This is a genomic window from Pedobacter sp. UYEF25, assembly GCF_054061655.1.
In genome coordinates this window covers 1-16,059 of record NZ_JBSSEL010000027.1, presented here as the reverse complement: position 1 = coordinate 16,059, position 16,059 = coordinate 1, and the positions used below count along the sequence as shown (strand labels likewise).

The window sequence follows — 16,059 nt, the reverse complement described above, 5'->3', positions numbered from 1 at the left end:
CACCCAAAATCCCCGAATGTCATCAACCTTAGCTCAATGCTGCATCGCCTCGACAAAAAGATCGGTCTCACCTGTAGGGTTAGGTATAAAATTTACTTCTATTTGTGAAATTTTTCAATGCGTTCAAAATGACGAAAACCTTGGATTATTGGCCTTTGTCCAACACCTCCCCGAAAATAAGCAAGAATTTTTTTTATTCTAAACTCAAACACAATTAAAACATTTCGGCTATATTTAACCATCCATTCAATTTATCATGACCGCAGGAAAAAAAATAGTTTCAATTATTATGGTGGTAGCAATTGTAGTGTTGGCAGCACTAGCCTACTACAGTTATTTCTTTGTGTTTGGCGAAGGCGTGAAAGCTGGCGAATTAAATTATGTGGTAAAAAAAGGCTATATGTTTAAAACCTATGAAGGCAAGTTAATTCAAAGCGGACTGCAATCTAAGGCCATTGGAAACATACAAAATAACGAGTTTGAATTTTCTATTGCCAATAAAGCCGTTGCAGACAGCATGATGCAGCATAGTGGTAAATTTTATGAACTTCATTATAAAGAATATAACCACAGTTTGCCTTGGCGTGGTTTTAGCGTATTTGTGGTTGATAGTATTATTTCTGTGAGAGACACGCCCAGTACCGTTACGCGATAAGGAAATGTGGGTTTATGCTTTGGCATTTATGCAAAATGCGTGCAAAAGCTTACTGAGTCTCACAAAATAAAAAAATCCGGCGACAATTTACTGTCAGCCGGATTTAGTTTAAATATTTGTTTGGTAGGTGTTTATCTTATTGTCTACTTTAAACCTTACAATTTTTTTGATTCACTAGGCCAAAATTTCTCTGGCAATCACAATTTTTTGAATTTCTGAGGTGCCTTCTCCTATCGTACACAATTTGCTATCTCGATAGAATTTTTCTACTGGGAAATCTTTGGTGTACCCATAGCCACCAAAAATCTGAACCGCATCTGTAGCAACTCTTACGCATACTTCTGAAGCAAAGTATTTTGCCATTGCAGATTCTTTGGTCATCGGTTTATGTCTATTTTTTAAATCCGCAGCTTGTCTTATCAGCAATTCTGCGGCTTCAATTTCTGTAGCCATATCTGCAAGCTTAAAACTAATGCCTTGAAAGCTTGCGATTGGCTTTCCAAACTGCTGGCGTTCTTTTGAATAATCTACCGCAGCATCAAAAGCACCTTTCGCAATACCAAGCGCCAAAGCAGCGATAGAAATTCTGCCACCGTCCAATATCTTCATGGCCTGCTTAAAACCGTCGCCAACGTTGCCCAATAAATTTGCTTTTGGAACACGACAGTTATCAAAAATCATTTCTGTTGTTTCTGAAGCACGCATGCCCAACTTATTTTCCTTTTTCCCGGCTGTAAAACCTGGTGTTCCACGTTCTATCACAATGGCAGATATTCCGTTAGATTTTCCCTGTTCGCCAGTTCTAACCATCACAACCGCAATGTCTCCGCTTTTGCCATGGGTAATCCAATTCTTAGCGCCGTTAATAATGTAATCATCTCCATCTTCTACAGCGGTGGTCATCATTCTTAATGCATCAGATCCTGTATTTGCCTCGGTTAACCCCCAAGCACCAAGCCACTCTGCTGTCGCCAATTTCGGTAACCATTTTTTCTTTTGCTCCTCGGTACCAAATTGCAAAATATGACCGGTACATAAAGAATTGTGCGCCGCTAAAGAAAGTCCGATGGAACCGCATACCCTAGAAATCCCTACAATAACATCTACATATTCTTGATAGCCTAAACCCGAACCGCCATATTCTTGAGGCACCAATACGCCCATTAAGCCTAAACCACCCAATTGTTTAAACAGCTCTTTTGGAAAGGTTTGGGCTTCATCCCACTCCATAATATGCGGACGAATATTTTTCTCTGCGAAATCTTTCACCATGCTTCTTATGTCTCGTTGCGTATCGCTTTCTGAGAAATTATAACTTTCGCTCATTAAAAAATTAATTTTAAAATTTATACTTGATTTGACACAAAACTAGGCATTTAAAATACGAACTAGCTAGTAAAAAATTGGCGTAAATGATAGAACGAAACGGTATTCGGTTCAATTAGGAGGTTAAGTTATTTCCCAAGGCAATAATTTCACTTCAATTTTGTTTACATTTTTTTTCTGAAAAGATACAAAACACTTTATATCAATCCTCACAACCATTAAATCAAAGCCGATCAAAGAGTTGTGACTAAATTCGACTAGTCTATTGTAAAACTAACATACGGTAAAAGCTTTTCAATAACCTGTTGATTCAAAATGGCAACTTTTTTCAAATCGTCGGCGGAATTAAATTTACCATGTTGCTTTCTATATTGAATAATGGCGTTCATCTGTTTATAGCTTAAATAAGGAAAATATTTAAGTGCAGTAAAGTCAGCGGTATTGATGTCAATGGTCTTCACAGATGCAGCATCCAGCACGATCTGTTGCTCTACTTCGAGAAATTTTGCAGAGTCTATCCCGTAAATCTCCAACAATTGTTCTTTCTTAATAAAGCCACCCAATCTATTTCTGTAGGCTATAATTCTTCTGGCAAAAGCCGGCCCAATGCCTTTTATTTGTTGCAGTTGTGTAGAGTCGGCATGATTTATCTCAACCAAGATTAAAGCCTTTCTCTCAAAAGTAATAGAAGTTACCGCGCCCGTAATTTGTTCCTTTGATGCTGTCTTCTTAGGAGTTATCTTGATAAAAGGAAGAAGTTTTCGGTACATTTCTGGAGAAATCGTGTACATTTTTTGAACGTCTTCTGGCTCGTAAAATCTGCCTCCTTTGTTGGTATAATTCTCAATCGCCTGTGCCTGTTTCTGCGATAAGCCAAGATTTTGCCATCCTGCCCTATTGATGGTATTGGGATCGAAATTGGATAACCTACGTGCTTTGTTGTCTTTAAACAAAGGAGCGTGTTCTACTTTTTTATAGTCATAACGTTTCTCCTCAGCAATTTCTATAATCTGAAGGTTCGACAGGACGTCCACACCCTCTATGCTATCTTTATTTAAAACATCATATAAAAAGGGAACAGATTTGAGTATTACAATTAGGAAAATGAGCACCAACAAGCCGTTAAATTCTGCCTTGCTAAACCCGAAATTTTTGTTCAGCCAACTTCTCATAAAGCGATTTGACATCTTAAATCTAAATATAAATCATATTTTTGGATTTACAAGTAAAGGCCATCGCTATCGACCAATATTATATGGATATAAAAAAGATCATTACCACCGAGGAATTTGCCAAAGCCACAAAAATTGATAAGCTTAAGGTGCCGGGCTTGGCTGGTTTAATGATGGAGCTGATGAAACTTAATGACATCAACGAGGTCTTTTCTAAAAATGCCAGCTTTGCTGGATTAGAATTTGTAGACAAAATTTTAGAAACCATTGGTGTGTCCATTGATTTTGACGAGGATGATTTAAAAAATATCCCTAAAACAGGTGCTTTTATCGCCATTGCAAATCATCCTTATGGCGGTGTAGAAGGATTGGCACTCGTAAAACTTTTATGCATGGCAAGACCAGATGCAAAAGTGATGGTCAACTTTATTTTAAAGAAAATACCAAATTTAGATGAGTTTTTCGTCGCGGTAAACCCTTTCGAAAACGTTCAGCATTCGTCTAGCATCAGCGGACTAAAGACGACGTTAGAAATGCTTAAAGACGGCATTCCCATTGGTATTTTTCCTGCCGGCGAAGTTTCTACCTTTAAAATAGATGCCCAGCAAGTTACTGATAGAATGTGGCAACCCATTGTTGGTAAAATCATTGCAAAAGCAAAAGTGCCGGTAGTTCCCATTTATTTTCACGGCAATAATGGCGTATTTTTTAATATTTTAAGCTTTATACATCCCACACTCCGAACGGCAAAACTCCCCTCAGAATTCTTAAACAAACAGGGAACAACCATCAAAGTTAGAGTTGGTAAAATGATAGGGGTTTCTGAAATATCCAACATGAATACCGGAAATAAGTTGATGGATTTTTTACGTGCAAGAACTTACGCATTGGGTGTTGGGTTAGACAAAGAGAAAAAAATATTCAATCCACTAAATCTTTTCAAAATCAACAAACATCCAGACGAAATTATTGAAGAAACGCCTCGGGTATTAATTAAAGAGGAAGTTGCCACACTAAGTAATTTTAAGGTTTGGGAGGAGAAAAATTATGAAGTATACATCGTTCCTACCCTAAAAATCCCTCATATTTTGAGAGAAATTGGCCGATTGAGGGAAATTACTTTTAGAGGTGTAGGCGAGGGAACTAACAAAAAAATAGATTTAGACAATTATGACATTTACTACAGTCACTTGTTTATTTGGGATAAGGAACTGGAAAATATTGTGGGTGCATATAGAATTGGAAAAGGAGATGAAATTTTAGACAGTATGGGTAGAAAAGGCTTCTACTTATCTGAACTGTTTAAAATGAAAGATCAGTTTCTGCCAATTTTGAGGCAAGGAATAGAATTAGGCCGTTCTTGGATCAGGCGAGAATACCAAGGAAAACCATTGCCGCTTTTCTTACTGTGGAAAGGCATCTTGAAATATTTAATGGACAATAGCCAATACCGCTACATGTTTGGCCCTGTAAGTATCAGCAATACTTTTTCTCAATTTAGTAAAGCGCTTATTGTAGATTACATCATTAAAAACCATTTCGATTATGAGTATGCGAAATACGTTAGGCCGAAAAATAAATTTAAAGCCGATTTGTTGCCAATTTCTACAGACACTTTGGTAGACAGCAGTGGCTCTTTTAAGGATTTAGACAGCCTGATTACGGAAATAGAAAATACGCATCTTAAAGTGCCAGTACTGCTCAGACAATACATGAATTTAAACGCGAAAATAATCTCATTTAATATAGATCCAAAATTTGCGAATTGTCTGGATGGATTTCTATTGGTGGATACACACAATATACCTCCAGAAATTATCGAAAAAATTGGTAAAAACTTGTAAATAAGTCCGTTTATCGAGGCGCAATTTATTTTAAGCTCAGCTTTAAAAAATCGTGACTACCTTCATGATGCAGAAACAAATCATAGGTGTACTCTAGATCGACAAAACGGCTCTCCAACTTTTTTGCAAAAGCGTTAATGTTCACCTGTTTGCCCAAAATAATAGTTAAGGCTTCTGCGTTCCCTCGAACCTCTATAATCTCGTTCGGGAATAATTCTTTCAGTTCATGTGGAAACTCCATACGCAATAAACTAAAAATTTAGCTTTAAGTTTTAATGTTCTCTCTTAAATATTTGACGATTGCTAGATGGTCACAGGCTATAAATCGTCATGCTTATCTTTTGTGACCTCCTCTTCATAAATCGTTCCTTCGAACTTCTTCTCTTCTTTATTATTTTTTTTAATGGTGAAGAGGATGATTGCGAGTGCAACCAGGCCTACAATAGCAATTACGACATAATCTATATTCATGATTTAAAATTTTAACTCCTCTAATATTGTTGTTTTGTGTTACAGTTGATAGATAACCGCTTGCCATCGAAATTATTGTTGACCTTTAAACATAAGAAAGCCGAACATCCGTGCGGCTTCTTATTTATCAACTAACCTAACTTCAAATATTTGCTTTGATCCAAATATTTAACAATACAAAACTATCGAACGTATGTTAATTGGATGTAAAGCATATATTATCAAAATACGTTTAAGTAAAAAAATTTCAACAATCTAGAACGGGTAAATTAATTTTTTATACTGTTAATTTTATATATATTTAATGTTAAATAATTGTTAATATATTGAATTATAAGGCCTTCATATTTATTAAAGCAATCAGTTTTCTGTTGATTGCATTTTGCTTAAATGCAAAAGCACAGCAGCATAGCGTCGATTTTTATGATGGAACTTTTAATTTTAAAGCAGAAGCTACTTTTAATGTCAAATTAGACAGTTCCCTCACTAGTCAGTCTATCAAAAATTTCTACGCTGAACTTTCTGCCAGCAACTATCAGCCAATATTGGCTCAACTATCTGCCTATCAGAAAAAACAAAAATTAAATGACTGGGTTTACTATCAGCTCATTAGAAAAACAGTAGAACAATTTAGCCCAAAAAAAGACAACTATGTCCGCTACACATTGTACAAGTGGTTTTTAATGTGTAAATCGGGCTATGATGCAAGAATTGCAATCGGCAATAATCAAATTATCTTTTACATTAGAAATGAAGAAGACATCTCAGACATTCCTTTTTTCGAGATCGAGAATAGAAAGTATACTTGTTTAAACTATCACGATTATGGCAAGCTTTTTCAAAAAGAAAAAACCTATGTGCCAGTAAACATCGATATACCAGAAGCGAAACGCCCATTTAGTTACAAGGTTACAAATATGCCAGAATTTAAGCCGGAAGACTATGTGGTTAAACAATTAACTTTTATCTATAAACACAATGCCTATCATTTTCAGCTCAAATTAAATAACGAAGTAGAAAACTTATTTAACAATTATCCGGGCGTAGATTTCGAAAGCTATTTTAATATTCCCTTGAGTAGAGAAACCTATCAATCACTCATGCCCACATTAAAGGAAAATTTAAAGGGAATGAGTGAGCGAAAAGGAGTTGATTATTTGATGCGATTTACCCGCTACACCTTTTTATACGAAAATGATGAAGAGAATTTCGGAAAAGAAAAGCGGCTGTCGCCAGAGCAAACTTTATCTTCCAAGTATAGCGATTGTGACGACAGGGTTGCTCTGTTTTTTTATTTGGTAAAGGAGATCTATCATCTGCCGATGATTGCCATGCTTTATCCCACCCACATTACGATGGCTGTGCAGTTTAAAAAGCCTGTTGGAGATGCCATTTATTATAATGGTAAAACATATAGTGTTTGTGAACCCACGCCTCAAAAAGAAAATATAAAAATTGGGGCACTTTCTGCTTCGCTAAAAAATCAAAAATATGAAGTGGTTTATGCTTATCAGCCATAAATATTAAGCTTATCATCACCAATGCACATCATATAAATTATAACTTTGCTAACACAAATATAACGTTAGGCAACCTTTTTAATATTTATATTGAGGTTGTTCAAAAATTAATTAAAATGAAGAAACAGACATCAAAGTCAACGAAAGCTATTGAAGCTAAAAAACTAAAGAAAGAACTGGAATTGAAGTTGCAAGAAGTGTTTTCTGCAACAGTATCGAACTACGGAAAAGCAAAAAAAGTAGCTGCAATTATAGAAAAGTTTGCAAAAAAGCTGGCTAAAAAAATTGAGTTAGAACAGGTTAAACTAGCAGTGGGACCTATTGAAGACTCAAAAAGCTATGCAAATGGAACAAAAAAGGTTACCAAAGCAACAACTAAACCTGCAAAAAAATAGTTTCACCAAAAAAAGCCGAACAACTGTTCGGCTTTTAGATAACTATTATAAATGCTAACTATTTTACTTTTCCGGGAACATCGTAAGCTAAAAGCTGAGGATCAAAAGAGGCCCAACCAGAAGTCCAGTCTGTTGTACCGAATGCACCTCTATAAGTGACCTTTTCAAAAAATGGATCATTGGCTATTTTTGCATCTGTAAATAATGCTCCACTTGCGGCAAGTGAACCTGCAATAGGCAGGAAGTTAGGTGTACCAGCATCTGCAAACCCAGAGGCAATTTTGGTTGGTGCAGTAAACAATGTACTGCCAACCAACGTATTATCGAACATGTTTGCAGCTCTTAGTTGTATTTCAAACAAAGCTTTGTTTTCTCCTTTAACTGCATTTGAAGTATTTTTAACATATCCAACAATATTGTTGCTGAAGGTTAATAATCCTAATGTGTAATTAGTAGAAGTTGCTCCCGCAGTTGCCACTTTAGAATCATCTATATAAATACCATCTACGTAACCCACAAATACTGAGTTAAAAGTGCTTAAAGCAGAGTTACGACGAATTTGAGCAGCATGTTGATAATTTGCGTTTACATTTTTTACGCCAGAACCACCTGCATAAGGTCCAACCATAGTCATATTAGAAAAAATTGCGCTAGTTTTTGGAGTTTTGTTGCTACCGTCGCCATCGTTATCAGATTCGAAACCGTTAGAACCAGATACATCTGCAATTGTTGGATAACGCTGACCAACACAAAATTGCAATTTACCTGAAAAACCAAAATCTGTATCAAAATCGTCATCTAGTCCACCAATGGCCATCAAATGCTTTGCATTTACTGTTCCACCAAACCACTCGTAAGAATCATCGCCTGAACGATAAACTTCTATGTAATCAATAGTAGTTCCGGAACCAACTCCGCCAAAGGTTAAGCCGTTTATCTCGTTATCTGGAGAAAGTGGAACACCACCAAATTCTATACGAACATATTTCATGGTTCCAGAATTATCTGCAGCATCTGTACCACCATATAAAGCGTTTGCATTACCAGCACTAATACCTTCAATTTGATTGTCGTTTCCTTGATTTACAGGCGCTTTACCCAATAGGATAACGCCACCCCAATCTTGTGCAGCTCTTTGGCCAACAGGTTGCGCAGAGGTAAATACAATTGGCTTATCCGCGGTGCCAACAGCCATTATTTTTGAACCTCTTGTAATTACTAATGAGCCGGCTCCAGAAACTGATTTCGCACCTTTTATAATTGTTCCCGGCTCTATAGTCAATGTAGCACCGTTCGTTACATAAATTATGCTAGAAAGTGTGTAAATTTTATCTGCAGTCCAAGTTGTACTGGTAGTAATGTCTGCTTTAACAGCAACTTGAATTCCGTTTCCTGGATCTACTGGATTTGGATCTACAACGCTAGTTTTTCCGCAGCTTGCAAATAATATTGCTATTGCAGATACAAAGAATAATGCTTGTTTTTTCATGATTTTCATTTGTTTTGTAATTTTCAGCAAAAATAGATGCTGTAAGTTAAGTGTGTGTTAATTTGAGTTGATGATGTTGTTATATTTTAAATTTGTCTAGCCGTGTTATTCTACTTAAAATTATAGTTGAAAGAGATTGAGAGGTCTGTACCTGTCTTAAACTTTTTGTAGGTGCCTCTCGAGTCTGAGAGTTGATGATTGCTATTTGTAGCATCTACCTCGTAGAAATTACTGTAGGCATTTAAAATATTGGCAGCATTTAATTTAAACTCTCCCCTATTTTTAAATACCTTTAAACCAAGTTGCGCGTCCAAACTTCCTCTAGAGTTTTCGTAAATATCACCGATTTTATCACCCCCAACACTATATAAACGGCTGCCAATTATATTGTATAATACGTTTACGGTAAATCGATTATCTATTAAACTTTCTTGCAAACCCGCATTTAATATGTAGGGAGATTGGCCGGTTAGTGGTCTATCTCTGGTGTTTTTATTTAAATCTACTTCTTTAACACTAGATTTGCTTACGGATAAGTTCGTATAAAATGTAGCGTTTTTTAAATAATCACTCGCTCCAATAAAATCTAGGGTTTTGCGTATTTCAAACTCCGCTCCATAAACATTTGCCTGCTTGGAGTTAAAATAAGATTTAACTGGAGTAGAGTTTGCGGTATTTACAAAATTCTCTATGGCATTCTGAAATTTTTTATAAAAAACAGACACTGAAAAAATCTGCCCAGCAGATGGGTACAATTCATACCTCAAATCTGCGTTATCTATCAGAGAACGCTTTAAATTTGGTTGGCCATTTACAGATAATGCTTCTTCATAATCATAGTATGCAAAAGGAGCTAGCTCCCTAAATTCTGGGCGGGCAAGGGTTCTGTAATAAGATGCTCTAAGATTAGCCTTTGGAGTTAATGCATAAGTGAAGTTAGCCGAAGGCAGCACATCAAAATTATTTAATGTGGCCACGTCTGCTGCAGAAGCAAAAGTTGTAAGACCTAAATCAAACTTTTCTGCCCTCACGCCGTAAACTACTCTTAACTTTTCTGTAATTCTGCTATCTAACATCGCGTAAAGCGCATTGGTAAAACTATGAGCTTTGTATCTATCGTTACCATTTGGCAATTCGTCTAACTTATAAGCACCTCCATTAATTAAATCTCTCCCAAACAATGTTCCTAAAGGGCGGCCGCGTTCAGTGTTTGCATCCGGATAACTGGAATCGAATACTTCGCCGATAAATCTAACATTGAATTCTCTATTCCTATAGTTAGAACTTGCGCCAACTTTTAGCTTGCTAGTTAACCAATCGATGGGTAATTCGTAGCTCAGACTACCAAAATAGACGTCTTCTGATAAGGCCGAGAAAAAACGAGTGTTCTCTAAACCAAGATTTGTATTGCTCGCTAAAAAGGGATCGCCGATGTTATTTTGCTTGTAGTTTACCTTTCTCTGGTCGGGCTGATCGTTTTTAATGTTGCTGTAACTAAGGCTCCATTTTATTTTGGCATTTTTCTCCCCGACTTGATGGTCACCTTCCAATGTCGATTTAAAGATCGACTTTTGTATTAGATCAAATGCAAAAAACCGATTGTCGTAACTTGAGCTTTGCGCATTACTTCCAGATCTTGTTGTTAACTGATCGTCTAAAATCCTGTTATAAATATTTTTAAAAGTAATCTTGCTCCTCTTAAAAACGTATGCAAAATTTGCTAATGCGCCAATGTTCGAGGTAAACTTATATTGCTGATCTAAATAATTATAAGTAAAAAACTGCCTGCTTATGTCAGGAACTGTAGTTTCAGAGTTTCTATAAGTTAGCGAAAGCGTTGTGCCAAACCTGTTTTTTGCCTTACCTATTTCATTCACCCTTCCTACCGTAACTTGGTAATTTTGATTTGGCAATGCAAGCCTATTCTGGATTAGGTAGCGGTTATCTAAAGAATTTAATGCGTTAATATTTTGCGTCTGGCTTAACGAGCCACCAATAATTGCGGCAGAACTCGGGAAGTTTACCGGTAATTTTCTGCTTGAATTTCCAAAAGTAAAATAGTCTGCAACTTTTCTGTCACCGAAATTATAATCTTTAAAAGTGCTTTGCGAATTATAGCCGTAGCCAAGTCCGAATGAAATAAAGTTTTGGTCGGGTACATCTTTTGTTAACACCTGAACCGTTCCGCCCGCAAAATCTGCAGGCAAATCTGGCGTAGCCGTTTTGCTAATAATTACATTATCCACCAAGTTAGAAGGAACAATGTCAAATGAAAAGGCTTTTCTGTTTGGCTCTGTGCTTGGCAACGGCGAACCATCTAAAAGTGCGTTGTTATACCTGTCGCTCAGTCCTCTAACAACCACGAACTTATTGTCCTGTATCGTAGCACCACTTACACGTTTTAATACATCAGAAGTGTTTTTATCAGGAGATTTTTTTATCTGGTCGCTAGAGATACCGTCTGAAATTAAAGCACTGTTTTTCTGTTGTGCGTAAAGTGCGTTAACGCTTTCTTGCTTAAAGCTGCCTTTGATAACGACTTCCGCTAAGTTTTGACCGCTTGACTCTGAAAGTATCACATTTAACGCGGTCGTCTTCCCTTGCTTCACTTCAACGTCAGAAATTTCCTTGCCAGTATACCCTACATAGTTAAACGTAACAATATAAACACCGTCGGCCAATTTGTTAAAAATATATTTTCCATCTATATTGGTTGCGATAGCTTTCGTTGTCCCCTTAATTTTTACGGTAACAGCAACCAGCGTTTCTCCTGTTTTTTTATCAGATACCGTACCGGCAATTATTCCTGTCTGTGCATAAGATACTATGCAAAAAAATGAAGCAAATGCAGTTAGCAATCCGCTTTTAATGATTGTGTGTAATTCCAATTTATCCTTATTTGATGCAGGCAAAGGTATCGCTGAGGTGTTAAGCCTATGTTACCTAAAAATTAAGGTTAGTTTATCCTAAGGTTAATTTAATGTTAGGCAATAATTCATATCGAACGCTTGGAAGATAAATTAGACAACTGATTTATTTACTTTCGAGACGCCGTTTTCTTCCAAAAAAAAGCCTCACGATTTATTAAAATCGTAAGGCAAATTATTTTCGACAAAAAAGTTTAGAAGCTGTATCTTAAACCTAATTGCATTTGGTAGCGCGACCCAAAAAAGTCTTTAGCATAAGACGTTACATTCTTTTGATCAAATGTGTAAACAGGATAAGTTGTTTCCGTACCACGGGTGGCTACCTTTATGCCAACACTTGCCATTGAATTATAGGTGTTAGGAGAAAAATATTGAATACCCCAATCTTTATTAACCAAATTGGTTAGGTTAACAATGTCGTAAGTTAACGTCAATACGTGCGGATGTTTGCCTTTTGCAACTTGGATGTCTTGAGCGAAACGAAAATCTGCCTGAACATTCCAAGGCGTGCGGGCACCATTTCTTTCGGTAAAATCTCCTCGGCGGGTACTTAAGTATCTATCACCATTAACATATGCATCAAATGCGGCAGCCTGTGCTGCACCATCGGGCGTATTGGCAAAAAACTTAGCCGTTTCTCCAATTGCTGGCACGTACAATAAACTTACCGTCTGCCCAGTGCCATTTATTCTAGTATTTACCAACCCTAACGAATATGGAGAACCCGATTGGCCGCTGAAGAAGATAGAAAAATTAGACACATACTTTCCGTCTTTATTCCAATCCAATCTATAATTTGCGGTGGAGATGATTCGATTTCGTACATCGAAATTAGAGTAAGCCAAGCCAGCATTGTTTGGGCTTAACGACTGGTTTAGCTGCCAGTTTGATTCCATAGAATTTCTAATTCCGTTGGCAATGTCTTTGGATTTGCCATACGTATAAGCCACCATCAAATCCAACCCAAATGGAAACGATTTACTTACTTGGCCTGTTGCGCTAAATTTATATCCTTTGTCTGTATTAGAAAGCAAATAGGCGTTTGTGTATAACGGATTAATTTTGGCTCCAGAATAAATTGGTTGTTGCTTCTGCGTATCGTAAATTAAGTATTTAGGATTATCTACATAGTTAATTTGCTGAAACGCTACATCTTTAATTACCTGACTAAAGATACCTTCTGCTGTGAATTTCCATCCATCGGCTGTTTTATAATCCAATCCGATATTACTTCTCCAAGCTTTCGGCATTTTAAAATTGTTATCCACTAAATCTACCTGTGTGGCGCCAGATGCATCCTTAACATTTACCCCTTGATTGGCTGCATAACCCGCTTCGCCATTTCCTGTCAATGCATCTTTTATAGGATCTGATCCAGGCGCAGGGGTTACCGGACTTGTGCCGGAGTAGGTGTAAGATTTATCGAAAGCACCGTAATTTACACCGTTGTTGTAATACGCATATCCAATCCAGGCGAAAGGAATTCGGCTCGTAAATAAACCTGTACCACCACGAATGATCAGACTCTGGTCGCCCATCGCATCAAAATTAAAACCTAAACGCGGCGATATTTGAACTTTATTTAAAAACTTATTGTTAATTGCCGACGGCTGCGTGTAGGTATAAGTAGTTCCATAATTGACATCAACAGGTGAGTTTATGGTCTTAGCACTCAATATTGGCATTGTTGGCAAATTGGCCATATCGAAACGTAAACCCGGTGTTAATTTTAACCGATCGCCAATTCGAATTTCATCTTGCCCATAAACACTGTACATATTCACGTTAAATTTTGCCGTTGGATTGGCAATAATACTTTCCCGGGAATTGTCATCGTAATTGTAATTGGTACGCACCCTATTTGGCCTGTTATTCAAAAAATCGTCTATACTACTGTAAGCAACACGGCCATTCCAAGAGTTTACGAAACCATAATCGATGTTATAAAATTCATTGTGCGTACCAAAAGTAAAAGTATTGTTGCCCTTGCTGTAAGTATAGTTGTCGGTAAATTCGAAGGTATTCTGTTTCATATTAAAAATACTTCCTTCTCTATCTGTACCCAAAAATAAAGTTCCTCCATTTGCAGAAATCTCAATTTGCGGAACAGCAGGATTAGAAAGTGGATCTCTAAAATCGTGAACCGTAGAATAACCTATAATCAAGTTGTTTGTAGCAGAATTTTCAAAACGCGTTTTCAAATCTGCCACCGTTGACGTTTGATTGTTATTTTGTTTGTAATCTATCCCTCCAAATCTGAAGTTAGATTGATCACGTTCTAAATTGGTTGCTTTTGAAAAAATGGTATTGTTGCGAACTGTCAACTGTGTACTCGGACTGATATTCCAGTCTAAACGGTTAAAAAACTTGTTAGATTGAGAATAAATGTTGTAATTGTTAAACGATCCGGCGTCTAGCCCATATGCTGTTTTCATCCGATCAGAGATCTGTTGCGCTTCTGCTTCGCTTAACAATTTCATGTCGGGCGAGCCAGCAGCCAAAATAACTGGATCTTGTCGGCGTGTAATTTCCTCGTTTGTAAAAAAGAACAATTTGTCTTTTATAATTGGAAAACCGACCCTAAAACCAGTCTGATAATCGTGAAACGCAGATGGCTCTTTTGCATTGTCGCCTGCTTTATTTCGCCCTATAAGCGCTGCATTTCGTCCATAACCGTAAACGGAACCAACAACGTCGTTTGTCCCACCGCGCGTAACTGCATTAATACTCCCTCCTAAAAAGTTGCCAATTTTAACATCGTAAGGCGCCAATAAAACAGTAACATCTTGAATGGCGTCCAGTGAAACAGGATTTGTTCGAGTACTGCTGCCGGGCATACCTGAACTTCCACTTTGTCCACCTAAAGACGGACTAAAACCGATCGCATCATTGTTTATCGCCCCATCAATGGTTACGTTATTGTATCTAAAATTCGTACCCCCAAAAGTGTTGTCCTTACTCCCCTGCGGCGTCACTCTTGTTACATCCTGTAAGCTGCGGTTCATTGTTGGCAGCGTTTTTATTTGCGCTTCACCAATGCTCGTTCCCGGGCCAGATTTCGATCCGCCCTTTGTACCTTTAATACTTACATCGGCCAATTGGTTGCCTTCCTCACTTATGGTCACATCTAATTTTTGTTCCGCTCCCAATGTTAAATAGATGTTATCTTTCACCATCGGACTATAGCCAACATAAGTAACAGTAATTTTATATGGTCCACCCGGATTTAAGTTTCCAATACGATAGATGCCAAACTCGTTTGATGAGGCTTTAGACACCGTGCCTGTGGGCACATGAAGCATAACAACGGTGGCGCCCGGAATTATTCCCTTATTGTCTTTTATCTTCCCAATAATTCCAGATGTCGTGATTTGCGCGCTTGCAAAACCAACAAATACAGTTAAAAAGGTTAAAAGTGAAAGTATGCGTTGTTTCATTTTTCTTGTACTTATTTTGATCACAAAAAAACGTTCCCGGCATTAACTAAATATTAACAAAAAATTAAGTTTAATTGAATTTTGATTTTATTTACGCACATCCGAAGATTACTTAACCATGTGTTTTTGGCAAATAATTGCAGTTCAGACGAAAAGGAAGGCATGGTCAACAGGTAAACCTGATGTTAAATTAATGTTAAATTTTTATTTTAGGCATTTGCACATGGCACCGCAGCTCAAGTTAGCCACTATTCGCTCCATTAAAAATAGACATAAAGCGCAAAAGCGATCTTTCTTCCCGATGTTAAGTTGAAGTATTATTATTAATTTAAGTTGTTTGGCGAAAACAGGTTTGATTTCTAGTTAGACAAGTCCCCAACCTGTGTTCAAGGGAACGCCTAAATTATTTAAATTACACTTTTAATCTAGCTAAGCTTGTTATACTGATTGTTTGGGCGCTTTTACACGCTGTCCATTGTATCTTTAATTGGCTTTAAGGTGCCAATTAAAGATGCCATTCCCATCGTTAGCGCAAGACCTAGCCTGTGTGTATTGCTTGGAAATCCTTCTTGCGAGGAACGAGCAAAAAGATTGTAACGTAAAGCGCGACCTTCTTCAGAGGAACGCCCGGATCATCTAAATAAATGAAACTATATCTATGATAAACATTTATTGATACTTATTTGGGCGCTTTTACACGCTGTCCATTGTATCTTTAATTGGCTTTAAGGCCAATTAAAGATTCTGTGATGAATTCCAAATAATTTCTATCTTTATTTTTCAAGGCGGCTTTGTGCCAGCCTGTTTAGGGCAGCTCCTTTTT

The 16,059-nt window shown here is 37.2% G+C and carries 11 protein-coding genes; 4 read left to right on the top strand and 7 right to left on the bottom strand.

Annotated features, from left to right (window positions below; translation table 11 throughout):
- Nucleotides 1–256 precede the first annotated feature (256 nt).
- Nucleotides 257–655, top strand: coding sequence for a hypothetical protein (locus ACVWYG_RS17865; RefSeq protein ID WP_457272196.1), 399 nt, complete (start codon nt 257–259; stop codon nt 653–655).
- A 174-nt stretch (nt 656–829) separates the two neighbouring features.
- Here ACVWYG_RS17865 and ACVWYG_RS17860 read toward each other — a convergent pair whose 3' ends face one another.
- Together ACVWYG_RS17860 and ACVWYG_RS17855 are read right to left on the bottom strand one after the other, a co-directional pair.
- On the bottom strand, nt 830–1,981 hold the full coding sequence (locus ACVWYG_RS17860; RefSeq protein WP_457272194.1) for an acyl-CoA dehydrogenase family protein: 1,152 nt from the start codon (nt 1,979–1,981) through the stop codon (nt 830–832).
- A gap of 257 nt (nt 1,982–2,238) precedes the next feature.
- On the bottom strand, nt 2,239–3,168 hold the full coding sequence (locus ACVWYG_RS17855) for a ComEA family DNA-binding protein (protein ID WP_457272192.1): 930 nt from the start codon (nt 3,166–3,168) through the stop codon (nt 2,239–2,241).
- A gap of 68 nt (nt 3,169–3,236) precedes the next feature.
- Here ACVWYG_RS17855 and ACVWYG_RS17850 point away from each other — a divergent pair, with 68 nt between their 5' ends.
- Complete coding sequence (locus tag ACVWYG_RS17850) at nt 3,237–4,997, top strand: lysophospholipid acyltransferase family protein (protein ID WP_457272235.1); 1,761 nt, start codon at nt 3,237–3,239, stop codon at nt 4,995–4,997.
- A 25-nt stretch (nt 4,998–5,022) separates the two neighbouring features.
- On the opposite strand, the gene ACVWYG_RS17845 is transcribed toward ACVWYG_RS17850, so the two are convergent.
- Together ACVWYG_RS17845 and ACVWYG_RS17840 are read right to left on the bottom strand one after the other, a co-directional pair.
- Nucleotides 5,023–5,238 carry a hypothetical protein gene (locus ACVWYG_RS17845; protein WP_457272190.1) on the bottom strand — a complete coding sequence of 72 codons (216 nt, stop codon included), beginning with the start codon at nt 5,236–5,238 and terminating at the stop codon, nt 5,023–5,025.
- Nucleotides 5,239–5,315: 77 nt separating this feature from the next.
- Nucleotides 5,316–5,468: a hypothetical protein gene (locus ACVWYG_RS17840; RefSeq protein ID WP_457272188.1), complete on the bottom strand. Its 153-nt coding sequence runs from the start codon at nt 5,466–5,468 to the stop codon at nt 5,316–5,318.
- Nucleotides 5,469–5,794: 326 nt separating this feature from the next.
- On the opposite strand from ACVWYG_RS17840, the gene ACVWYG_RS17835 reads away from it, so the two are divergent.
- The gene (locus ACVWYG_RS17835; protein WP_457272186.1) at nt 5,795–6,988 is read left to right on the top strand and encodes a hypothetical protein; all 1,194 of its coding nucleotides are present in this window, start codon (nt 5,795–5,797) and stop codon (nt 6,986–6,988) included.
- Nucleotides 6,989–7,104: 116 nt separating this feature from the next.
- A complete protein-coding gene (locus tag ACVWYG_RS17830; RefSeq protein ID WP_457272184.1) occupies nt 7,105–7,383 on the top strand; it encodes a hypothetical protein in 279 nt (92 codons plus the stop codon).
- Nucleotides 7,384–7,441: 58 nt separating this feature from the next.
- Here the strand turns inward: ACVWYG_RS17830 and ACVWYG_RS17825 are convergent, their stop codons facing one another.
- The 3 genes from ACVWYG_RS17825 to ACVWYG_RS17815 form a co-directional block, all read right to left on the bottom strand.
- The gene (locus ACVWYG_RS17825) at nt 7,442–8,872 is read right to left on the bottom strand and encodes a hypothetical protein (protein WP_457272182.1); all 1,431 of its coding nucleotides are present in this window, start codon (nt 8,870–8,872) and stop codon (nt 7,442–7,444) included.
- A gap of 110 nt (nt 8,873–8,982) precedes the next feature.
- Entirely contained in the window at nt 8,983–11,760 is a 2,778-nt protein-coding gene (locus ACVWYG_RS17820) for a TonB-dependent receptor domain-containing protein (protein ID WP_457272180.1), read from the bottom strand.
- Nucleotides 11,761–11,993: 233 nt separating this feature from the next.
- The gene (locus ACVWYG_RS17815; protein ID WP_457272178.1) at nt 11,994–15,236 is read right to left on the bottom strand and encodes an outer membrane beta-barrel protein; all 3,243 of its coding nucleotides are present in this window, start codon (nt 15,234–15,236) and stop codon (nt 11,994–11,996) included.
- Nucleotides 15,237–16,059: the final 823 nt, after the last annotated feature.